General features: G+C 64.3%; 20 protein-coding genes. 14 read left to right on the top strand and 6 right to left on the bottom strand.

The genetic code is table 11. From position 1 onward, the window contains the following. Positions 1-9 precede the first annotated feature (9 nt). From ACMDW7_RS10645 to ACMDW7_RS10630, 4 genes are read left to right on the top strand one after another with little or no spacing between them, the layout of a single operon-like run. Entirely contained in the window at positions 10-1,542 is a 1,533-nt protein-coding gene (locus ACMDW7_RS10645; protein ID WP_377300769.1) for an NADH-quinone oxidoreductase subunit M, read from the top strand. After that, the gene (nuoN, locus tag ACMDW7_RS10640) at positions 1,539-3,008 is read left to right on the top strand and encodes an NADH-quinone oxidoreductase subunit NuoN (protein WP_377300771.1); all 1,470 of its coding nucleotides are present in this window, start codon (positions 1,539-1,541) and stop codon (positions 3,006-3,008) included. The genes ACMDW7_RS10645 and nuoN overlap by 4 nt, the downstream gene beginning before the upstream one ends. A 10-nt stretch (positions 3,009-3,018) precedes the next feature. Then, positions 3,019-3,366 (top strand): DUF2818 family protein, encoded by a 348-nt coding sequence (locus tag ACMDW7_RS10635; RefSeq protein ID WP_377300773.1) that lies wholly within the window; start codon positions 3,019-3,021, stop codon positions 3,364-3,366. Then, complete coding sequence (locus ACMDW7_RS10630; protein ID WP_377300774.1) at positions 3,363-3,986, top strand: NUDIX domain-containing protein; 624 nt, start codon at positions 3,363-3,365, stop codon at positions 3,984-3,986. Before ACMDW7_RS10635 ends, ACMDW7_RS10630 begins: the two co-directional genes overlap by 4 nt. Before the next feature lie 217 nt (positions 3,987-4,203). On the opposite strand, the gene ACMDW7_RS10625 is transcribed toward ACMDW7_RS10630, so the two are convergent. Next, entirely contained in the window at positions 4,204-5,865 is a 1,662-nt protein-coding gene (locus ACMDW7_RS10625) for an electron transfer flavoprotein-ubiquinone oxidoreductase (RefSeq protein WP_377300775.1), read from the bottom strand. A 211-nt stretch (positions 5,866-6,076) separates the two neighbouring features. On the opposite strand from ACMDW7_RS10625, the gene ACMDW7_RS10620 reads away from it, so the two are divergent. Genes ACMDW7_RS10620 through ACMDW7_RS10610 form a run of 3 tightly spaced genes read left to right on the top strand, consistent with a single transcriptional unit; the run spans position 6,077 to position 8,256 of the window. After that, entirely contained in the window at positions 6,077-6,868 is a 792-nt protein-coding gene (locus ACMDW7_RS10620) for an SDR family oxidoreductase (RefSeq protein WP_377300776.1), read from the top strand. Positions 6,869-6,901: 33 nt separating this feature from the next. Further along, complete coding sequence (locus tag ACMDW7_RS10615) at positions 6,902-7,603, top strand: CoA transferase subunit A (RefSeq protein ID WP_377300778.1); 702 nt, start codon at positions 6,902-6,904, stop codon at positions 7,601-7,603. 14 nt (positions 7,604-7,617) lie between these two features. Beyond that, the gene (locus ACMDW7_RS10610) at positions 7,618-8,256 is read left to right on the top strand and encodes a 3-oxoacid CoA-transferase subunit B (protein ID WP_377300780.1); all 639 of its coding nucleotides are present in this window, start codon (positions 7,618-7,620) and stop codon (positions 8,254-8,256) included. A gap of 62 nt (positions 8,257-8,318) precedes the next feature. Here ACMDW7_RS10610 and ACMDW7_RS10605 read toward each other — a convergent pair whose 3' ends face one another. Both ACMDW7_RS10605 and ACMDW7_RS10600 read right to left on the bottom strand, forming a co-directional pair. After that, positions 8,319-9,755: a DUF1501 domain-containing protein gene (locus tag ACMDW7_RS10605; protein WP_377300781.1), complete on the bottom strand. Its 1,437-nt coding sequence runs from the start codon at positions 9,753-9,755 to the stop codon at positions 8,319-8,321. A 10-nt stretch (positions 9,756-9,765) separates the two neighbouring features. After that, entirely contained in the window at positions 9,766-11,421 is a 1,656-nt protein-coding gene (locus ACMDW7_RS10600; RefSeq protein ID WP_377300783.1) for a DUF1800 domain-containing protein, read from the bottom strand. Positions 11,422-11,921: 500 nt separating this feature from the next. Here ACMDW7_RS10600 and ACMDW7_RS10595 point away from each other — a divergent pair, with 500 nt between their 5' ends. From ACMDW7_RS10595 to ftsB, 5 genes are all read left to right on the top strand, one after another. Then, a complete protein-coding gene (locus ACMDW7_RS10595) occupies positions 11,922-13,604 on the top strand; it encodes a CTP synthase (RefSeq protein WP_377300785.1) in 1,683 nt (560 codons plus the stop codon). Positions 13,605-13,676: 72 nt separating this feature from the next. Beyond that, a complete protein-coding gene (gene kdsA, locus ACMDW7_RS10590; RefSeq protein WP_377300787.1) occupies positions 13,677-14,534 on the top strand; it encodes a 3-deoxy-8-phosphooctulonate synthase in 858 nt (285 codons plus the stop codon). A gap of 13 nt (positions 14,535-14,547) precedes the next feature. After that, entirely contained in the window at positions 14,548-14,838 is a 291-nt protein-coding gene (locus ACMDW7_RS10585) for a DUF1330 domain-containing protein (protein WP_377300789.1), read from the top strand. Positions 14,839-15,039: 201 nt separating this feature from the next. Next, the gene (gene eno, locus ACMDW7_RS10580; RefSeq protein ID WP_377300790.1) at positions 15,040-16,326 is read left to right on the top strand and encodes a phosphopyruvate hydratase; all 1,287 of its coding nucleotides are present in this window, start codon (positions 15,040-15,042) and stop codon (positions 16,324-16,326) included. 23 nt (positions 16,327-16,349) lie between these two features. Beyond that, complete coding sequence (gene ftsB, locus ACMDW7_RS10575; protein WP_377300792.1) at positions 16,350-16,736, top strand: cell division protein FtsB; 387 nt, start codon at positions 16,350-16,352, stop codon at positions 16,734-16,736. 114 nt (positions 16,737-16,850) lie between these two features. Here ftsB and ACMDW7_RS10570 read toward each other — a convergent pair whose 3' ends face one another. The 3 genes from ACMDW7_RS10570 to ACMDW7_RS10560 form a co-directional block, all read right to left on the bottom strand. Next, entirely contained in the window at positions 16,851-17,813 is a 963-nt protein-coding gene (locus tag ACMDW7_RS10570; protein ID WP_377300794.1) for a GGDEF domain-containing protein, read from the bottom strand. Between the two features lie 256 nt (positions 17,814-18,069). Continuing rightward, on the bottom strand, positions 18,070-18,975 hold the full coding sequence (hslO, locus tag ACMDW7_RS10565) for an Hsp33 family molecular chaperone HslO (RefSeq protein ID WP_377300796.1): 906 nt from the start codon (positions 18,973-18,975) through the stop codon (positions 18,070-18,072). Then, a complete protein-coding gene (locus ACMDW7_RS10560; protein ID WP_377300798.1) occupies positions 18,968-19,504 on the bottom strand; it encodes a gamma carbonic anhydrase family protein in 537 nt (178 codons plus the stop codon). Before ACMDW7_RS10560 ends, hslO begins: the two co-directional genes overlap by 8 nt. A 135-nt stretch (positions 19,505-19,639) precedes the next feature. On the opposite strand from ACMDW7_RS10560, the gene ACMDW7_RS10555 reads away from it, so the two are divergent. Together ACMDW7_RS10555 and ACMDW7_RS10550 are read left to right on the top strand one after the other, a co-directional pair. Further along, positions 19,640-21,214, top strand: coding sequence for a methyltransferase domain-containing protein (locus tag ACMDW7_RS10555; RefSeq protein WP_377300800.1), 1,575 nt, complete (start codon positions 19,640-19,642; stop codon positions 21,212-21,214). Between the two features lie 10 nt (positions 21,215-21,224). Continuing rightward, positions 21,225-22,064 (top strand): ferritin-like domain-containing protein, encoded by an 840-nt coding sequence (locus ACMDW7_RS10550; RefSeq protein WP_377300802.1) that lies wholly within the window; start codon positions 21,225-21,227, stop codon positions 22,062-22,064. The last annotated feature ends 86 nt before the right edge of the window (positions 22,065-22,150 follow it).

Below are 22,150 nucleotides of genomic sequence, written 5' to 3'. Positions count from 1 at the left end.
ACCGAGAACATGAGTTCACTGCCTCTACTTTCCATTGCGATCTGGACGCCGATCCTGTTCGGCGCCCTGATCCTCGCGATGGGTTCGGATCGCAATGTCGGCGTGGTCCGCGGCATTGCGCTGGCCGGTGCGCTGATCAGTTTTCTGGTCACGCTTCCCCTGTACGCCGGCTTCGATGCCAGTTCGGCGGCCATGCAGTTCACGGAAAAGGCGGTATGGGTGGAGCGCTTCAACATCCACTACGCGCTGGGCGTGGATGGCATCGCGCTGTGGTTCGTGCTGCTGACTGCTTTCATCACCTTGATCGTGGTGATCGCGGCCTGGGAGGTGATCGAGAAGAACGTCGGCGCCTACATGGCGTCCTTCCTGATGCTCTCTGGCCTCATGATCGGCGTGTTCTCTGCGACCGATGCGCTGCTGTTCTACATCTTCTTCGAAGCCACGCTGATCCCGATGTACATCATCATCGGAGTCTGGGGCGGACCAAACCGCGTGTACGCCGCGATCAAGTTCTTCCTGTACACGTTGCTGGGATCGCTGCTGATGCTTCTGGCGCTGATCTATCTCTACAACAAGTCCGGCGGCTCGTTTGATCTCGCGACCTGGGCCAAGACGCCGATACCGCTGGCCGCCCAGACCTTGCTGTTCTTCGCCTTCTTCTTCGCCTTTGCGGTGAAGGTACCGATGTGGCCGGTACATACTTGGCTGCCGGATGCGCACGTTGAAGCGCCCACCGGCGGCTCCGTCGTGCTGGCCGCAATCATGCTCAAGCTTGGGGCGTATGGTTTCCTGCGCTTCTCTCTGCCGATCACCCCGGATGCCAGCCACCAGCTGGCGGGTTTCATGATCGCGCTTTCGCTGATCGCGGTGATCTACATCGGCTTTGTTGCGCTGGTGCAGGAGGATATGAAGAAGCTCGTTGCGTATTCGTCGATCGCGCACATGGGCTTTGTGACCCTTGGGTTCTTCATGTTCAACACGACCGCGGTGCAGGGAGCGATCATCCAAATGATCAGCCACGGCTTCGTGTCGGGTGCGATGTTCCTGTGCATCGGCGTGATGTATGACCGCGTGCATTCGCGCCAAATCTCGGACTATGGCGGCGTGGTGAACACCATGCCCAAGTTCGCAGCATTCTTTCTGCTGTTTGCTATGGCCAACGCCGGTCTGCCGGCCACCAGCGGCTTTGTCGGCGAGTTCTATGTGATTCTCGGTGCCGTGCAATTCAACTTCTGGATTGCGCTGCTCGCCGCAACCAGCCTGATCATGGGCGCCGCCTATTCGCTGTGGATGTACAAGCGCGTGGTCTTCGGCGAGGTGGCCAACGACAACGTGGCCCAGCTGCAGGACGTCAACCGCCGCGAATACTGGCTGCTCGCAACCATGGCCGCGGCCGTGATCTGGATGGGCGTGTACCCGAAACCCTTTACCGACGTGACGCAGGCCTCGGTGGATGCCCTGCTCAAGCACGTTGCTCAGTCCAAGGTTGTGCCTGACGTGAAGCTGCAGCCCAAGCCCGCCGTCTCGGGAGCCGCGCAATGATGATGAACAACTTCATCGCGATCGCCCCGGAGCTCTTCCTGTTCGTGTGGATCTGCTTCCTGCTGATCACCGATCTGTTCACGCGTGATCGCAGCTTCATTCACTTTGGGTCGTTGGTGGGGCTGCTGGCCCTGACCGGCTTGTCAGTCGGCTTCATCAGCGCCGGCACCAACATGACAGCCTTCGGCGGCTCGTTTACCAACGATTACCTCGCCAACCTGCTCAAGATCGGCGCCTACGTGGCCACGTTCATCACGTTGGTGATGGGTCGCCGCTACCTGGAAGACCGCGGCCTGGCCAAGGGCGACTACTACGCGCTGGCACTGTGCGCACTGCTCGGTCAGATGATCATGGTTTCCGCGAGCAACCTGCTCACCGTCTACCTCGGCCTGGAGCTGATGTCGCTCGCGTTGTACGCGTTGGTGGCCTTCCACCGCGATGATCAACGCGCGACCGAGTCGGCGATGAAGTACTTTGTCCTCGGCGCGCTGGCCTCGGGTTTCCTGCTGTATGGCATCTCTATGCTCTATGGTGCGACGGCCAGCTTTGATCTTGCGACGATTGCCAAGGTCATTTCGACCGGCAAGGCCAACACGACGGTGCTGATCTTTGCCACCGTGTTCATCGTTGCGGGCCTGGCTTTCAAGTTCGGTGTGGCACCGTTCCACATGTGGGTCCCGGACGTGTACCAGGGCTCGCCCACTGCAGTGACGCTGCTGCTGGCAGGCGCCCCGAAGATCGCGGCGCTCGGCATCACGCTGCGCGTGCTGGTGGAAGGCCTGCAGGGCGTGGCTGTCGATTGGCAGCCGATGCTCTGGTTCGTCGCCGTGTTCTCGCTGGTGATCGGCAACCTCACGGCCGTGATGCAGACGAACCTGAAGCGCATGCTGGCCTACTCCACGATCTCTCACATGGGCTTCGTGGTTCTGGGTCTGTCCGCCGGAGTGGTGAACGGCAACAACCTCAATGCGGCCGATGCCTACAGTGCCTCTGTGTTCTACATGCTGACCTACGTGGTCACGACGCTGGGTACCTTCGGTCTTGTGCTCGTGCTGGCCCACAAGGGATTCGAGGCGGAGACGATCGGCGACCTCAAGGGCCTGTTCAACCGCCGCCCGGCGCTGGCGTGGCTGATGCTCGTACTCATGTTCTCCCTGGCCGGCGTGCCCCCGACCGTTGGGTTCTTTGCGAAGCTGGCGGTACTGCAGGCACTGATCTCTGCCGGGCTGATCTGGCTGGCCGTGATCGGCGTCCTTGCGTCGCTGGTAGGTGCCTTCTACTACCTGCGCGTGGTCAAGGCGATGTTCTTTGACGAGCCTGCGGCAGACGCACCTCCGGTGTTGGCCGGGCAGGGGACCTTGGCAGTACTCGGTGTGACAGCCGCGGCCTCTCTGGTGCTGGGGCTGATTCCCGGGCCGCTGCTCAATCTGTCCAAGGCGGCGATGACTGCCTTCCTCGGCGGCTAAGGAGCAAAACATGGGTGCAGGGTCCAATGCGCTGTTGTTCACACTGGCTGCCGTGCTCGCAGCCAGTGCGCCTTTCCTGTTCCGGCCGGGCCTCGGTCTGAAGCAGCTCAGTACCGGTGCGGGCTTTGCCCTGCACGCGCTGGCCTCCGGCCTGCTGTTCACCTGCGTGGTACTTGGAGCGCTGTGGATGGAAGGCGCCCAAGGGCAGCGCGCAGAGCAGCGCTGGGAGTTCGTGGTGGTGATGATCTGCCTGTGGGGCGTTGCGGCGTTTCCGGGCTTCCTGTGGCGATACCTGCGCCGCGGCGCGACCAAGGCTGCGCGCAACGCAGCAGCAGAAGTCAGCTCGGCCGATGCATGAGCGGGCGGGCGGATTCGCCAACCCAGGCGCCGACTGAGCCTCCAGCCAATGCTGCGGCCGATGCCGGTCTGATCGAAACGCGCGTCGATTCCCGTCAGGTCTTTGCCGGGCGCCTGCTTGACGTGCGTCTGGATCATGTCCGGCTCCCCAACGGAAGCGTCGCCACCCGGGAATATGTGGTGCACCCGGGCGCCGCGATGATCGTGCCCCTGCATACAGACGGCACGGTGACCATGGTGCGGCAGTTCCGCTACCCGCTGAACCGTGTGTTCCTGGAGTTCCCTGCCGGCAAACGGGACCCCGGCGAGCCCACGCTGCTGACGGCGCAGCGCGAGCTGTCCGAGGAGGTCGGCCTCTCGGCCCGGCGCTGGTCGCAGCTCACCGTGATCCACAACGCCATCGCCTATTCCGACGAGGCCATCGAACTCTATCTTGCAGAAGACCTGAGCAGCGTGGAGCAGTGCCTGGACGAGGAAGAGTTTCTCGATGTGGTGCGCCTGCCGCTGGCCGAGGTCGTGGCGCAAGTGACGCGTGGCGAGATCACTGATGTGAAGACGCTGATCGGCGCGCTCGCCGCGCAGCAGGTGCTCAATGGAGCCTGGCCGCGCAAGCCGCTTTAGGTCTGAAGCGCGGCGTGCCCGTCCTTCGGGTGGCCGAAAACAATAGATCTCGGAATGAAAAAACCGGTTCTCTGCTTGTCTGATGCGCGGAAAGCCGGTATTTATGTTTCGAGATTTGTTGGCCGTTTTTGATCCAAAAAAGTGCTTTTGAGGTCTTCAGGTACATGTACCTCCTGCGCCACGCCTTTAAAGGCGCGTCCCGCAGCCGGCAAAGCCGCTACATCCCCGCGTAGTTCGGCCCGCCGCCGCCTTCCGGCGTGATCCAGACGATGTTCTGTGTCGGATCCTTGATGTCGCAGGTCTTGCAGTGCACGCAGTTCTGCGCGTTGATCTGAAGGCGATCGCTGCCGTCGTCGTTCTTCACGAATTCGTACACACCGGCCGGGCAATAGCGGCTCTCCGGCCCGGCGAACTTCGCCAGGTTGGTAGCCACGGGAACGGCCGCGTTGCGCAGCGTGAGGTGCGCCGGCTGATTCTCTTCGTGGTTGGTGTTGGAGACGAACACCGAGCTCAGGCGGTCGAAGGTCAGCTTGCCATCCGGCTTGGGGTAGTCGATCTTCGGGCACTGATCGGCTGGCTTCAGGTACAGATGGTCGGCCTTCGTACGGTGGATCGTCCAGGGCGGCCGCTTGATGCCCAGCCGGGGCAGCAGCCAGTACTCGATGCCGGTCATGATCGAGCCCACGGTCAGCCCGTACTTGAACCACTGCTTGAAGTTGCGCGCTTGCTCCAGCTCCTTGCGCAGCCAGCTCGCATCGAAGGCAGCGGGGTACGCAGCGAGTTCGTCCTGCTTGCGGCCGGCGGCCACCGCCTCGAAGGCGGCTTCGCCGCACATCATGCCGGTCTTGATCGCGGCGTGGCTGCCCTTGATCCGCGGCGCGTTCAGGAAGCCGGCCTCGCAGCCCACCAGCGCGCCGCCCGGAAACACCGTCTTGGGCAGCGACAGCAAGCCGCCGGCGGTGATCGCCCGGGCACCGTAGGACAAGCGCTTGCCGCCCTCGATGTGCTTGCGGATGGCCGGGTGCGTCTTCCAGCGCTGCATTTCCTCGAAAGGCGACAGCCAGGGGTTCTCATAGTTCAGGCCAACCACAAAGCCCAGCGTGACCTTGTTGCCTTCCAGGTGATACAGGAAGCCGCCGCCATACGTGCTCTTGTCCAACGGCCAGCCAGCGGCATGCACCACCAGGCCGGGTTGCGCCTTGGCGGGGTCGATCTCCCAGAGCTCCTTGATGCCGATGGCATAGCTCTGCGGGTCGCGGCCGGCGTCAAGCTTGAAGCGCTCAATCAGCTGCTTGCCCAGATGGCCACGCGCACCTTCCGCAAAGATCGTGTACTTGCCGTGCAGCTCCATGCCCGGCTGGAAGTTCTCGGTGGGCTCGCCGTCCTTGCCGATGCCCATGTTGCCGGTAGCTACGCCCTTCACAGCGCCGTGCTCGTCGTACAGCACTTCGGCGGCGGCGAAGCCGGGGAAGATCTCCACGCCCAGGCTCTCGGCCTGCTGGCCCAGCCAGCGCACCACATTGCCCAGGCTGATGACGTAGCAGCCGGCGTTGTGGAAGTTGTCGGGCATCAGCCAGTCCGGCGTCTTGGTGGCGCCGGTCTTGGTCAGGAACAAGGCTTCGTCGCGCGTGACGGGCTGGTTCAGCGGCGCGCCCTTGTCCTTCCAATCGGGGATCAGCTCGTTGAGCGCGATCGGGTCCATCACGGCGCCCGAAAGAATGTGCGCGCCGACCTCGGAACCCTTCTCAAGCACGACGACGGAGACATCCTGCCCCTTGCTCGCGGCCAGCTGCTTGATGCGGATCGCCGCAGACAGGCCAGCCGGCCCGCCGCCCACGATCACCACGTCATATTCCATCGACTCGCGTTCGATCTCCATCCGCATGCTCCTCGGCTTTTCTGCTTTGCATTTCTGCTGGGGTCAAGCACGAGATTTTCGCACTGTGGGTGAGCCGGTTCGCTCGGGAGCTTCCTCTAAACTCGATCGCACTTTCTGCAGGTCGCGCGCTGCGCTCGATCAGTCCCGGTGATGCATGGCGCCCCGGTGCCGCCAGCCCACCTCACATGGCCCCTGCGGCCGGAGAACACCCATGACGGTTGAAATCGCACTGGATGGCAAGGTCGCACTCATCAGCGGCGCATCCAGCGGCTTGGGCGCGCAGTTCGCTCGCACGCTTGCCCGTGCGGGTGCCAAGGTGGTATTGGCCTCGCGCCGGATCGAGCGGCTCAAGGACCTGCGCGCCGAAATCGAGGCCGAAGGCGGCTCCGCCCACGTGATCAAGTTGGACGTCACCGACCCGGCGAGTATCGCGGCCTGCGTGGCCCATGCCGAGACCGAGGCAGGGCCGATCGACATTCTCGTGAACAACTCCGGGGTCTCCACCACCCAGCGCCTGGTAGACGTAAAGCCCGAGGACTACGACTTCATGATGGGCACCAACACGCGTGGCGCCTTCTTTCTGGCCCAGGACGTGGCCAAGCGCATGATCGCCCGGGCACGTGGGGCTGAAGCACGCGGTGAACCCGCGCGGCCGGCGCGCATCATCAACATCGCCTCTGTGGCTGGCCTGCGGGTGCTTCCGCAGATCGGCGTGTACTGCATGAGCAAGGCCGCTGTGGTGCAGATGACCAAGGCTCAGGCGCTCGAGTGGGGGCGATTCAACATTAATGTGAATGCCATCTGCCCCGGCTATATCGATACCGAGATCAACCACACGCACTGGCAGACAGAGCAGGGGCAGAAGCTCATGCATATGCTGCCGCGCAAGCGCGTGGGCAAGCCCGAGGACCTCGACGGTCTGATCCTGCTGCTTGCCCATGACTCCGCAGGCTTCGTCAATGGCGCCATCATCGCAGTGGACGACGGACTGTCGGTGAGCTGAATCCTGTCCTGCTCCAAACCTTCGGGGGATCGAATGAAGAAACTCTATCCAAGTGCCCAGGCGGCACTGGCCGGCGTCGTCAAGGACGGCCAGCTCATCGCGGTGGGCGGTTTCGGCCTGTGCGGCATCCCTGAGGCGCTGATCGCCGCCCTGAGAGATTCCGGCGCGAAGAACCTCACCTGCATCAGCAACAACGCCGGCGTGGATGGCTTCGGCCTGGGCCTGTTGCTCGAGACGCGGCAGATCAAGAAGATGATTTCGTCCTACGTGGGCGAGAACAAGGAATTCGAGCGCCAGTTCCTGGCCGGCGAGCTGGAACTGGAGTTCACGCCCCAGGGCACATTGGCCGAGAAGCTGCGCGCCGGTGGGGCGGGCATCCCGGCCTTCTTCACCAAGACGGGGGTCGGCACGCTGGTCGCGGAAGGCAAGGAGACGCGCGAGTTCGATGGCGAGACCTACATCATGGAGCGCTCGCTCACGCCAGAAGTCGCGCTGGTCAAGGCACATATTGCGGACCAGTCGGGCAACCTGATCTTTCGCCGCACCGCGCGCAACTTCAACCCAGCCGCCGCCATGGCCGGGCGCACCACGATCGTCGAAGTGGAGCAGGTCGTGGAAACCGGCGCGCTGGATCCGGATTCGATCCATCTGCCGGGCATCTACGTGCACCGCATTGTGCACAACCCGAACCCCGAGAAGCGCATCGAGAAGCGCACTCTCTTTGGCCAGAGCTGATCAGGAGACCCACCATGCCTTGGACCCACGCTGAAATGGCCCAGCGCGCCGCCGCCGAATTGCAGGACGGCTTCTACGTCAACCTCGGGATCGGCCTGCCGACCCTAGTGGCCAACCATGTCGCACCGGATATCGAAGTCTGGCTGCAGAGCGAAAACGGCATGCTCGGCATCGGCCCCTTCCCTACCGAAGAGCAGGTGGATGCCGACATCATCAACGCCGGCAAGCAGACGGTGACCACGCTGCCCGGCTCCTCGATCTTCGGCTCGCATGACAGCTTTGCCATGATCCGCGGCGGCAAGATCAACCTGTCCATCCTCGGGGCCATGCAGGTCAGCGAGCATGGTGATCTGGCCAACTGGATGATTCCGGGCAAGATGGTCAAGGGCATGGGTGGCGCCATGGACCTCGTGGCCGGTGTGAAGCGCGTCGTTGTGCTCATGGAGCATGTCGTGCGCAAGAAGGACGGCGGCATCGACCTGAAGATCCTCCCCAAATGCAACCTGCCGCTCACCGGCGTGGGCGTCGTCGATCGGATCATCACGGATCTGGCCGTGATGGACGTGACTGATCAAGGTTTGAAGCTCGTCGAGCTTGCGCCTGGCGTCACGCGCGACGAGTTGCAGAAGCTCACCGGCTGCACCCTGCACTGACGGGTATCGCACCAAACGAAAAACGCCGGCGTCAGCCGGCGTTTTTCTTCTGTTGCGCCTGGTCAGGCCTTCATGAAGCCCAGGTCGCGAGTGCTGAAGTTAGCGAGGTTTGGGAGGATGGCCGCCGTGTCGACAGCCGGCGTGAACCACTTGATGAGTGTGTGCGCGTACTGATCCACGCCGATCTTGGGAATCCAGCGGCCCTGCCACTCCCAGGTGTCCTTGCCGGCATCATCCGGTCCACCCAGTGTCATGTCCGGGTAGGTGCCATACATGCGGCCACCTTGGACACTGCCTCCGAGAATCAGGTTGATGTTGCCCCAGGCGTGGTCGGTGCCGCGGCTGTTGTTCGGCTTGAAAGTACGGCCGAAGTCGCTCATCGTGAAGGATGTGACGTTGTTCATCACGCCCAGATCACCCATGGCCTTGTGGAACGACGCCAACGCGGTTGCCACTTGGGAAAGCAGGTTGGTGTGACCGCCAGCAGTCGAGTCACCGGAAGAAATCTGGCCCTCGTGTGTATCGAACCCGCCCAGCGATACGAAGAACACGTGCCGATTGCCACCTAGACGCGAGCGGTTCTTGATCAGCTTGGCTACTTGGTAGAGCTGCTGTGAAAGCGATCCCGCGTTGACCGTGTTGCGTGCGAGGTTGCCAAAGGCGGCGCTGATCTCGGGGTTGTCCGGATCCGGTCCGGTATCGGTCGGCCGTTGTCGGATGATCGGATTGAGCACGGTGCTGGTGGTCAGTGCCTGGCGCTGGATGGTGGCGTAGGCGTTGTGCAACGCGTTGGGTGAGCTGGCGTTGTTCAGCGTCTCGAGTGCTGTACGCCGTGCGCGTGACCAGCTGTCGTCGCCGATGCCCTCCAGGCCGAAGGTTGCGCCCGGCCCGGGCATGGCCAGCGTGCTCGAGCGCGCAGACACCGTGAAACGCGCACTCCCCCCGAATGAATACAGCACGTTCAGCGCCGCGGCATCCACGAGCCGCCCGCCCCATCCGGTGGTGGTCTGAAAGACATTGGTGTCGCCCAGTTCCCAGACGTTTTGCTGGTCGCTGTGCGAGAAAAGTCCCTGCGGCACGATCTTCGGATCCGGGCTTTCGCGCACAGCAAGGAAGTCGGCCTTGTCCCGGAACGGGCGAGACAGGGGGCCTACGTTCAGGAGCCCGGCCATCCAGCCATCGGTGTAGGCGCGCTGCAGCGGCGCCATGGCGGGATGCAGGCCGAAGCCTGCATCGATCTGCAACAGACGCGCCTGCGGCAGCGCCATGTAGCCGCGGCGCTGGGCATAGGTGGCATAGCGGCCGTCGATCGGCACGACCGTGTTGAAACCATCATTGCCGCCGAACAGGAATACGCAGACCAGCGCCTTGTAGTCAGCGGTCTGAGCGTGGGCGTCATCCATGGTCGCCATGGTGAGGCCACCGCCAAGGCTTGTGTATGCGGTGGCGCTCGCAATGGCGCGCAGCATGTCGCGCCTGGAGAGTTGGGAAGACTTCATGCTCGGCCTCTCAGCGCTGGACTTGGTACTGGGGCGAGGACAGCAGGATGTAAGCAGCCTGCTTGATGCGCTCGCGCTGGTAATTGCTGGCGATGTCGGTCCGTGTCAGCCAGCTGTTCTCGTTGGTGGTCCAGGTCTCGACCGCCGTGACCACCTGTGCGCGTTCCTGCGCGCTCAGGCGTCCGTTGAGCAGCAGCAGATTCAGGCGATCCACCAGCTTGCCGGCATCGACAGCGTCAGCTTCGAAGAGGCTGTAGTTCACGCGGGTACCGCGGCCGTTGAAGACCGTGGCATCCGGAGCATACGTGCCGCCTTTGTTGTACCACCACATGAATAGCGAGTTGGCGAAGTTGCTGCGGCCCATCACTGTGCTCGCACCTGCGATCCCGAACTGCGGCGCAAGCAGCCCCGCATTGCCCGGCAAAGGGTAGTCCGGTGGGTAGTAGTTGAACACCGAGGGTGACGAGAACACCGGCTGTCCCATGGCGTCACCAAACCACCAGCGGCCGAGCGGCACCCCATCGGTCACGCCGCCGAAGGCACGCAGCGCGCCGGTCATGTAGAGGATTGGCTCGCGCAGCTTGCCGAAGCTCGCGTCGGTCATGCGATTCATGTCCCGAGCCTCGGGGTCCAGCAGGATGGCGGCGATCACCGCGCGCAGATCGCCCTTGCCGGTGCCGCCGGTGATGCCGTCGAAGGTTCCGCTGTTGAAGACCGTGGCCACACGGCTCACGTACCCGGGCGAGGGGTTGCTCGTGACGAAGAATTGGATCAGCTGCTTGCTGATGAAGGGCGCCGTGTTGGGATGATTCATCACCGAGTCCAGCACGCTGTTCAAGGCCTGGTCGGGTGTCCGGCTCGCAGGCACGGTCGTGCCGGAGAGAAGCACCCGCTCAGTCTTGTCATGCTGTGCAGCCACCGAGACCATGCGGCCTCGGTAGTAGGCATTGTTCTGCCAACCCCCGCACACCCCGTTGTTGCACCAGGGGTTTTTGCCGCCAGCCGGGTAGGTCCAGCCGGTCAGTGCATATGAATAGTTGCGCACCGTCGTGTTGTCGTAGGTGGCAGTGCACTTGCCGCCCTTAAGCGTGCCGTCCAGATTGAGCTCGCACACGCCGATGCTGAATAGCTGCAGCAGTTCGCGCGCAAAGTTCTCGTTGGGCGCTGCGGCCTCGTTGTTGACCATGTCGAGGTAGTCGCCCATCAGCGGCGAAAGCGTGACCTCGCGCAGGATCGTCCGGTAGTTGCCGAAGGCGTTGTTGCGCAGCATCTGGTAGTACTCGCGCATGCCGTAGGTGCCCTCGGTCTCGCGATCCGACACCACCACAATCTGGGCGAGCGCATGTGCCATGCGTTGGCGCAGCTGATCCGGGTTCTCCACAGCCTGGCGGAAGAAATCCCACTTCAGAGGTTCTGAGCTGTACCAGTCGCGCCAGCAGTTGTCGCGCGCCGTGCCACCCTGAGGGAACTTTGCATTGCAGAAGTCCTTTTCCATGGTGGTGTTGATTTCGTCCGAGCCACCGCTGGCATACATGGACGCCGGTGCGCTGAACTGATCGAGGAGGTATTGCCGGAAGCCCTTTGACTGAACCGCGGCAATTTCTGCCTCGTTCGGACCGAAGCTCATCTGCTGCAGGAAGCGTGAGGCTTCGATTGCGGTCGGCAACGCGGCGACGGGTGGCGGCGCAGGTGCTGGCGTTGGTGCGGGCGCGGGAGCGGGTCCAGGCGCAGGGGCAGGGGCAGGGGCGGGCGCCGGGCCAGGCGCTGGAGCGGGCGCCGGGCCAGGCGCTGGAGCGGGCGCAGGAGTTGGTGCGGGCGCAGGAGCGGGTGAGCTGTTTGGCGGGGCTGCATCCGAACCACCGCCGCCGCAGGCGGCGAGCGCCACGGCGATCGAAAGCCCGAGGGCCGCGGTACGCAAGGTCATTGTGGGCATGCTGGGGTGTCCATCCGGGCCCGTGCAGAGCGCGCCAGGCAAATTCAGTCCAGACCGAACACTAGCAATCCATCCGCCCCGCATTCGCGTCAGTTGAGGTCATCGCAACACATTTTCGGCTTCGACAACGACGCTTACAGTTCGTTACGGCGGCTCGCGCCTGTACGCCCGGCGCGAGGACAGGGCTTGGGCGAAGTTGACGCGCCTATAATCTGAATTTCCCGGCGACTCATATGACCAAATTCGTCTTCGTTACCGGTGGCGTGGTGTCCAGCCTAGGCAAGGGCATCGCCGCAGCCTCAATTGCTGCGCTTCTCGAAAGCCGCGGCCTCAAAGTCACCCTCCTCAAGCTCGACCCCTACATCAACGTCGACCCCGGCACGATGTCACCGTTCCAGCACGGTGAAGTCTTTGTGACCGAGGACGGGGCCGAAACCGACCTCGACCTGGGCCATTACGAGCGGTTCATCTCCGCCAAGATGCGCAAGGTCAACAACTTCACGACCGGCCAGATCTACGAATCCGTCATCCGCAAGGAGCGGCGCGGCGAGTATCTCGGCAAGACCGTGCAGGTGATTCCGCACATCACCAACGAGATCCAGGCATTCGTCGAGCGCGGTGCGCAGGCCCACTGGGGCGATGCAACCGACGTGGCGATCGTCGAGATCGGTGGCACGGTGGGCGATATCGAATCGCTGCCCTTCCTGGAAGCCGCTCGCCAGATGGCGCTGAAGCGCGGCCGCGACGGCGCCTGCTTCGTCCACCTGACGCTCGTGCCCTACGTGGCCAGCGCCGGCGAGCTCAAGACCAAGCCCACGCAGCACAGCGTGCAGAAGCTGCGCGAGATCGGCATGCAGGCCGACGTGCTGCTCTGCCGCGCCGACCGGCCGATTCCGGACGACGAGCGCGCCAAGATCTCGCTGTTCTCCAACGTGCCGCTTGATGGGGTGATCTCGGTCTGGGACGCGGACAGTATCTACAAGGTGCCGGCCATGCTGCACGCCCAGCATGTGGATGACCAGATCCTTGCAAAGCTCAATCTGCAGGCCAAGCCCGCGGACCTCTCCGTATGGAACAAGCTGGTCTACACGCTGGAGCACCCCCAGCACGAGATCAAGATCGGCATGGTCGGCAAGTATGTGGACCTCACCGAGAGCTACAAGAGCCTGACCGAAGCGCTGATCCACGCCGGCATCCACACGCAGACGCGCGTGAAGATCGAGTACCTGGACTCCGAGGAGATCGAGGCCGGCGGCACGGCGGGCCTGAAGCACCTGGACGCGATCCTTGTGCCCGGCGGCTTTGGCAAGCGCGGCACGGAAGGCAAGATCAAGGCCATCCAGTACGCCCGCGAGCACAAGATTCCCTACCTCGGCATCTGCCTGGGCATGCAGCTGGCCACTATCGAGTTCGCACGCCACGTGTGCGGCATGGAGGGTGCCAACAGCACCGAGTTCGACACTGCCACGCCGTATCCCATCGTCGCGCTGATCGACGAGTGGGTGGACCGCAGCGGCAAGAAGGAAGTGCGCACCGCCGACAGCGATCTGGGCGGCACGATGCGCCTGGGTTCGCAGAAGTGCCCGGTCAAGCCTGGCACGCTGGCCCAGCAGATCTATGGCGACCACGTCAATGAGCGCCACCGTCACCGCTACGAGGTGAACAACACGCTGGCCGGCAAGCTCGAGGAGAAGGGCTACGTGATTTCCGCACGGACCCCCACCGAAGACCTGCCCGAGATGATGGAGTATCCCAAGAGCATGCACCCCTGGTTCGTGGGCGTGCAGTTCCACCCGGAATTCACCAGTACCCCACGCGACGGGCATCCGCTGTTCATTGCCTACGTGAAGGCGGCGCTTGCGCACCAGCAGCAGTTGGCCAGCGCCGGCGGTGAGGTGGCCGTGGCGGCTGAGTAGCCCTGCGTTTGAGGCAGATTGGGCGCAGTTGCCTGCTTGAGGCAGGCAGCGCAGAACTAGCAAAGGTTTCGAATGAAGCTGTGCAACTTTGATGTCGGGCTGGACAAGCCCTTCTTCCTGTTCAGCGGCCCCTGCGTGGTCGAGTCCCGAGACCTGGCGCATGAGACCGCCGGCCGTCTGAAGGAAATCACCAGCAAGCTTGGCATTCCCTTCATCTACAAGAGCAGCTACGACAAGGCCAACCGGTCCAGCGGCAAAAGCTTTCGTGGCCTGGGCATGGACAAGGGGCTGGAGATTCTGGCCGACACCCGTGCCAAGTTCGGTGTGCCCATCGTGACCGATGTGCACACCGAAGCCGAGATCAAGGATGTGGCCGCAGTGGTGGACGTGATCCAGACACCGGCCTTCCTCGTGCGCCAGACCGACTTCATTCGCGCCTGCGCCCAGAGCGGCAAGCCGGTGAACATCAAGAAGGGCCAGTTCCTGGCGCCGCACGACATGAAGAACGTGGTCGACAAGGCCCGCGAAGCTGCCCGCGAAGCCGGTGTGCCCGAAGACAACTTCATGGTCTGCGAGCGCGGTGCCAGCTTTGGCTACAACAACCTGGTGAGCGACATGCGCAGCCTAGCCATCATGCGCGAAACTGGCTGCCCGGTGGTGTTTGATGCCACGCATTCGGTGCAGCTGCCCGGCGGCCAGGGGACTAGCTCCGGTGGCATGCGCGAGATGGTGCCTGTGCTGGCGCGTGCGGCAGTGGCGGTGGGTGTCGCTGGCCTGTTCATGGAGACGCACCCGGACCCGGCAAACGCCAAGTCCGACGGCCCGAACGCCGTGCCACTCAACAAGATGGAGGCGCTGCTCTCCACCCTGGTCGAGCTGGACCGCATCACCAAGAAGAACGGTTTCCTCGAAACCGACTTCGCAGCCTGAGCCGAGGCGCCTCATGAGCAAGAAGGGCTACATCCTGGCTGATGTGCAGGTGACCAACCCGGAGCAGTACGCCGAGTACCGCAAGTGGTCCACGCTGGCCATGCAGGCGCATGGCGCCAAGCCGCTGATCCGCGGCGGCGCCACCCAGCGCCTTGAAGGCCGCGAACCGGGGCGCATGGTGCTGCTGGAGTTCCCGAGCACCGCAGCTGCACAGGCCTTCTACGACTCACCGCAGTACCGCCGGGCCCGCAATGCACGGGAAGGCGCCGCGATCATGAACATGATGATTGTGGAGGGCGTCTGACCTGGCGCTGCTACATCCCGGCGTCGGGCGGGTGCCGCCCGAGGAATACCCAGCATGCGCGAGGCTGAATCCAGCATCCATGCGGGTTTCCAGACCAAAATGGCTCAAGATCCGCACCAGACAAGCGGAAAGCCCTCCTGAACCCGGCCCCAGGGCCGTTTCGACAAGCATTTCAAACCTTAGATCGGACACCTCAAGAACATGACCGCCATCGTTGATGTGATCGGCCGCGAGATTCTGGACAGCCGCGGCAACCCCACCGTCGAGTGTGACGTGCTGCTGGAAAGCGGCGTGATGGGCCGCGCTGCGGTGCCCTCCGGCGCCTCCACCGGCAGCCGCGAAGCCATTGAGCTGCGCGACGGCGACAAGAGCCGCTACCTGGGCAAGGGCGTGCTCAAGGCCGTCGAGCACATCAACACGGAGATCGCCGAGGCCATCATGGGCCTGGACGCCAGCGAGCAGGCCTACATCGACAAGACCCTGATCGATCTGGACGGCACCGAGAACAAGAGCCGCCTGGGCGCCAATGCCATGCTGGCTGTGAGCATGGCCGCTGCGCGTGCGGCGGCCGACGACGCCGGCCAGCCCCTGTACCGCTACTTCGGTGGCACGGCGGCACACCACATGCCCGTGCCTATGATGAACGTCATCAACGGCGGCGCGCATGCCAACAACACGCTCGATCTGCAGGAATTCATGATCCTGCCCGTCGGCGCCAGGAACTTCCGCGAGAGCCTACGCATGGGCGCCGAGGTGTTCCACGCGCTCAAGAAGCTGATTGGCGACGCCGGCATGAGCACCGCGGTGGGCGACGAGGGCGGTTTCGCGCCGAACGTGGCCAACCACGAAGCAGCCATCAAGTTGATCATGCAGGCCATCGAGAAGGCCGGCTACGAGCCGGGTACGCAGATCGCGCTGGGCCTGGACTGCGCGGCCAGCGAGTTCTATCACGACGGCAAGTACGTGCTCGAAGGCGAGGGCGGCCTGAAGCTGTCCTCCCAGGACTTTGCCCACCTGCTGGCCACCTGGGTGGACAAGTACCCGATCATCAGCATCGAGGACGGCATGCACGAAGGCGACTGGGACGGTTGGGCCCAGCTCACTGCGTTGCTGGGCAAGAAGGTCCAGTTGGTCGGTGATGACCTCTTCGTCACCAACACCAAGATTCTGAAGCAGGGTATCGAGCGCGGCATCGCGAACTCGATCCTCATCAAGATCAACCAGATCGGCACCCTGACCGAGACCTTCGCCGCCATCGAGATGGCCAAGCGCGCCGGATACACGGCGGTCATCAGCCACCGCTCCGGCGAAACCGAGGACAGCACGATCGCGGACATCGCTGTGGGCACCAACGCGGGCCAGATCAAGACCGGCTCCATGTCCCGCTCGGACCGCATGGCCAAGTACAACCAGCTGCTGCGCATCGAGGAAGACCTGGGCGACGTGGCGCTGTATCCCGGCCGCGACGCGTTCTACAACCTGCGCTGAACGTCCGCCTCCGCCTGAACTGAATGAACCGCAGCCGAATCATCACCCTCGCACTGCTGATGGCCGTCGTGCTGCTGCAGTGGCCGGTGTGGTTCGGCAAGGGCGGCTGGTTCAAGGTCTGGGAGCGCGAGGGCGAACTCGCCAAGCGCGAGGACGCCAATGCCGAGCGGCGGCTGCGCAATGCAGCCATCGAGGCGGATGTGCGCGACCTGCAGACCGGCACCGGCGCCATCGAGGAACGGGCCCGGCAGGAGCTGGGCATGGTTCGCCAGGGCGAGGTGTACGTGCAGATCCTTGAAGGCGCCACCCCAATTCCGGCCGTGAAACCTTCGCCTGCGCCGACAGACAAGGCACCGGCTGCGCCTGCGAGTGTCAGCGGAAGTCCGGCAACGGCTACACCTGCACGCTGACGCCTTGCAGTGCCGCGCGCGCGTCGCTCGGCCAGCTATGGCCACAACATCAAGGGGTTGTGGGTGCGGACGCCGAGCGGTCGATGCAGCGCCGACGCGCGCGCTGAAGGGTGGCTATGAGCCCGCGCCTGTGCCGGCGGTCTTCGCCGGTGTGCCCTGGTTGGCAGCCGGCAAGGCCGGGGCCGTCAGGCTGAACTGCAGTGACGCGCGCTGATCGACGGCGTCACCCATCACTCGGTTCTTCCCGCCTGCCTTCGCACGGGCCAGCATTTCCTCACAGCGGCGCAGCACCTGTTCCAGCGGGTCATCCTGCGCGCAGATCCTGAATCCGGCAGACACCGTGATCGGCGCGGGCAGCTCGGAGAACGGGATCGGCCGGCTGACGCGCTCGACGACCGCCTGGGCGCGGTCCGGGATCATGCGGGCGATCGCAATGAACTGCTCGCCCTCGAAGCGGGCGAGAAAATCGCCCTCGCGCAGACGCTCGCTCAGGGCCACGGCAGCATGTTTGATCACGCGGTCGCCAAAGTTGTGGCCGTGCGCGATGTTGATGCGCTTGAAGTTGTCCATGTCGATGATGGCCACGACAAGCGCCGTGCCCGGCAGGTGGTCGCGCCGGTCGGCCAGTTCGTTCTGAAGCTTGCGCAGGGCGCTGCGGCGGTTGGGGAGTTCGGTGAGTTCGTCAAAGCTGCCGTCGGCCCGGAGCTGGTCGCGGCGCTTCTTCAGGTCGGCCACGATGCTGTCGACCTCGCGCGCCAGCAGGCCGATTTCGTCGTGATAGTGCCGGGGCAGGGGAATGTGTTCGCCGAAGGTGACGAAGCGCTGCAGGGTGTTGGCGGTGGCGAGCACCAGCTTGAGCATGCTGTGCACCGCCCACAGGCCCACGGCGATGGCGATGACCGAGCCCAGGATGGCAACCACGCCCAAACTCAAGGCGGACATGCTGGGCCAGATGGCCAGCGCCAGCCAAACGAGCGCTGCAGGGACGGCACACACGACCAGCACCAACAGGAATGCCTTACCCTGAAAGCCCGATACGAGATTGATGCGGACCAAGAAGTCGTACAGACCTGACATCCGTTCCCCTGACCTGCCACCCCGATGTTCGGCGGTGCGCATACGCCCCCTCCAGAGGGATGTTGACGATTTTGAAACAGTACTCAGGCGCGCGGCAAGCCCATCACGCGAATAAAGGCAGATTACGAGCGCAAACACCACAGTCTTGCGTGCAGCCTTTACAGGCCACTTACGCTCGCGCACGGGCAGCAAGCAATGCGCAGACCAGCGGCGCGCCCGATTCGTGCTGACCGTCGCTTGTGCGTGCCGGTGTGCGTTAGTGGACTGCGCCGCCGGGTTCGGCGTCCGGGCTGCCGCGTACGGCAAGCGCGGCATCGACAGCATCAAACTCGTAGCGTGTGTCGCAGTACTCGCAGTTCACGCTGACCTTGCCTTGCTCCGCGAGGATCGACTCAATCTCCGCGGCGCCCAGCATGCGCAGCACGCCCGCCACCTTCTCGCGTGAGCAGGTGCATGAGAATCGCACCGGCTGCTCGGCCTTCACGGCCAGTGGCTCCTCCCAGAACAGGCGACGCACCACTTCCTGCGCTGGCAGGCCGAGCAGTTCCTCGCGCTTGATAGTCGCGGCCAGATGGCGGGCGCGGTCCCAGGCGTCGATGTCCGTGACTTCCTTGCCGCCTTCGGCGGGCATGCGCTGAACGAGCAGGCCCGCGGCACAGGTTTCGTTGGCGGCCAGATGCACAAGCGTAGGCAGCTGTTCGCTGCTGGCGAAGTAGTAGTCCAGACTTTCTGCGAGAGTGTTCCCCACCAGCGGCACGATGCCGGTGTAGGCCTGCTGACCGGGCAGCTTGTCTTTGGGGTCCAGCACGATCACGAAGCGGCCCTGGCCGCTGGCGTTCACGAGATCGCGAAAACTCGCGTGCTCCGGCACAGCCGCCTCCGGGCTCAGCTTGATCGCCGCCCGCACACCAAAGCCCGCGGCACACTCGACCACCGCCAGACGCACCGGGCCGTCACCCTGGATCTGCAGCACGAGCGAGCCGTTGAACTTGAGCGTGGCTGCCAGCAGCGTACTGGCGGCCACCAGCTCGCCCAGCATCGCGTTGACGGCCGGCGGCAAGCTGCGGTGCCGGTTCAGTTCTTGCCAGGTACTCGTGAGCGAGACGGCTTCGATGCGGACTGCGCCATCGGCCATCAGAAACTTCAGAACCTGATCACTCATCGCCAGCGTCCAGCCGGGTGAGCCCCGTCTTGAAGCGCTGCGCGCGCGCGACGTAGTTGGCGGCATTGCCGTGCATCTTGGCAATGTCCAGCTCGCTGAGCGGTCGTACGACCTTGGCGGGGCTGCCGATGATCAGAGAGCCATCCGGGAACTCCTTGCCTTCGGTGACGAGCGCACCGGCCCCCACCAGACAGTTGCGGCCTATCTTCGCGCCGTTGAGCACCACCGCCTGAATGCCGATCAGGCTGCCTTCACCCACGGTGCAGCCATGCAGCATGGCCTGGTGCCCGATGGTGACGTTTGCGCCCACGGTGAGCGGAAAGCCGGGGTCCGTGTGCAGCACGGCGCCTTCCTGGACATTGCTGCCGACGCCGATCTCGATGAGTTCGTTGTCGCCGCGGATTACCGCGCCGGACCAGACGCTGGACTCCGCTGCGAGACGAACCTTGCCGATCACGGTGGCGTTGTCGAACACGAAGGCACTGTCCGCAATCTCCGGGCGGTGCTCCTCGAACTGATAAATGGGCATGGGGAGGCTTTCTTGTGGGGTTCGGCGGTGCTGCGCACGCACAGATCTTCGCCAGTCATGGCCAATTTTAGGCAAGGGTGTTCGGGTCGCCCGGCGTATCTTGGGAGCCCCGCGCCCACCGAATGCAGGTCGCCCATGAGCAAGGAAAGCTACGACGAAGTGCCCTACCCGACAGGGGCCATCCAGTTCACGCAGCCACAGCGTCTGGCCGGTGCGGTGGCATGGGCCGGTTGGGCGCCGCCGCCCCTGCGTGGGGCGAGGGTGCTGGAGATCGGCTGTGCCACCGGTGGCAACCTCGTGCCACTGGCGGCACGGCATCCGGATTGGATACTGGTTGGCGTGGACTACTCACCCGGCCAGATCGAGACGGCCGTTCAACTGGCGGGTCAGATGGGGCTGGACAACTTGCGATTCGTGGCCGCAAGCGTCGAAGAGATCACGCCGGCCTGGGGGCAGTTCGACTACATCATCACCCACGGCGTGTACTCGTGGGTGCCCGCGCCCGTGCAGGCAGCGATTCTGCGTGTCAGCCGCGAGAACCTCGCAGCGCAGGGCGTGGCCTACATCAGTTTCAACACGCTGCCCGGCTGGCACTGGCGCGGCGTGATCCGCGACTTTCTGCTTCAGTTCACGCCGTCTCACCTGAGTGGCGCGCAGAAGGTGGCCCACGCCATGACGCTGCTGCAGACCTTCCAGGCAGCGACGCCGCCCGATACTCCGATGGGCCAGCTGCTCAAGCGCGAGGTGCCCGCGTTGCTCAAGGCCCACCCCAGCTACGTGCTGCACGAGTTCTATGAAAGCGACAACCGGCCCCTGCACCTGGCGGAGTTCATGCGCAGGGCGGAGTCGGCCGGCCTGCGCTATGCCAGTGATGTCGCTCAACCTGATGTGGATGGCCTGCTCCTGTCCGATCCAGCGCGCGCCCTGATGGCCGCGCAGGGTGAGGCTGGCACGGCCGCTGTGCTGCAGATGCGCGACTACCTTCGTGGTGAACAGTTTCACCGCGCGCTGCTGGTCCACGCCGAACGCCAGCCTGAGCGTGGCCGCCCGGCGGCACTGGCCGATCGGCTTGCGGGTCTGGGCCTGGTCGGTCAGTTCATGCCGCATCCCAACCCCAAGGCGCCGGCGGGTGCGCTGCTGTGCCGCCTGACCAACCACGCAATAGCCGCACCCACGCCAGAGCAGCGCGGCCTGATCGATGTCCTCAATGCCGCCTGGCCAGGCGCAGTGACGGTGGACAAGCTGCTCGGTACCGCGGTCGAGACCGAAGATGCGCGGGCGGTAGAGTCCTATCTGAAGGCGCTGATCGCTGATGGTGCAGTGCGCGTCCTCGGCGCAGCGCAGACGCTTCGCGGCAACGCCTCGGCTGATCCCCCGCAGATCGATCGCTGCTGCCGGTTGCAGCTTGAGTGCGGGCTCGACACGGTCACGACGCTGACGCATGAGGTCTTCCGCCCCGATGCCCTGCAGGCGCAGATCATGCGCCTGGCCGACGGCCAGCGCCCGGGAGCCGCCGTCACTCAGGCCCTGCAGGATTGGGCCCGCCAGAATCCCGAGCAATTGGTCAACAGCAGCGGCGAGCGCATCGATGCCGCGCCGCTGATCGAGTACATGCCGCAATTGGTGCTGGACTTCATGCATGGCCCGGCGCGTGAGGCGGGCTTGTTGGCACCGACGGTTGCCGAATCGGCCAGTGCTGAGCGGGCCTAGACTCTTGCCCATGCCGTCCGAGCCCCTCGATCTGCCCCAGGCGCCTGCCGAATTGCGCGCGGCCGCGCTCCATGCTTTGTGTGTCGTGCAACCGGCCGAGAAGCTCGCGGCGGTGCAGGCGCTGGATGCAGCCTTTGCCGCCACCGGTGTGCTCGATGCGCAGGCGCAGTTGAAGCCGATAGCGTTGTTGCCGGGGCGGCCGGCCAAGCCCGCGCTCGTACACCCCGCGCGCGTGCCGCGGCGCTCACCCAACACCGTGCAGGGCCGGGCGGCGCTGCTGCATGCGCTGGCGCATATCGAGTTCAACGCCATCAACCTGGCGCTGGACGCGATCTGGCGCTTCCCCGGCCTGCCGGCGGCGTTCTACAGAGACTGGCTGAAGGTCGCGCGCGAAGAGGCCCTGCACTTCAGCCTGCTGGCCGAGCACCTGCAGACCCTGGGCGCGGCCTATGGCGACTTTGAGGCGCACGACGGTCTCTGGATCATGGCGCAGAAGACGGCGGCCGATCCGCTGGCGCGCATGGCCCTGGTTCCGCGGCTGCTGGAGGCCCGTGGACTGGATGCCTCCCCGCCGATCCGCGCCAAGCTCGCCGCGGCAGGCGATGCGCGCGCGGTGGAGATTCTGGATGTGATCATGCGTGACGAGGTCGGCCACGTGGAGATCGGAAACCGCTGGTACCGCCATTTGTGCCAACAGCAGGGCCGTGAGCCGGTGGCCACCTTCTGGGCCTTGCTTGAGCAGTACGGCTCGCCGGCGCCCAAGGGGCCGTTCAATCTGGACGCGCGCCGCGCTGCCGGCTTCACGGCGGCGGAGCTGGACGCGCTTGAACTGCATGCGCAGACGGGTTGATGGGTGGCTTTCGGCGTGAGATGCACGCCGAATTTCGGTCGCTCAGATCGCTGGAGATCCGCATGCTGCCAGCGGAAAGCGGCAGA

The organism is Piscinibacterium candidicorallinum (assembly GCF_047549485.1).
Taxonomy (GTDB): Bacteria; Pseudomonadota; Gammaproteobacteria; order Burkholderiales; family Burkholderiaceae_C; genus Piscinibacterium; species Piscinibacterium candidicorallinum.
Note: the sequence above shows the minus strand (reverse complement) of the source record. Positions and strands in the feature narration are given on the sequence as shown.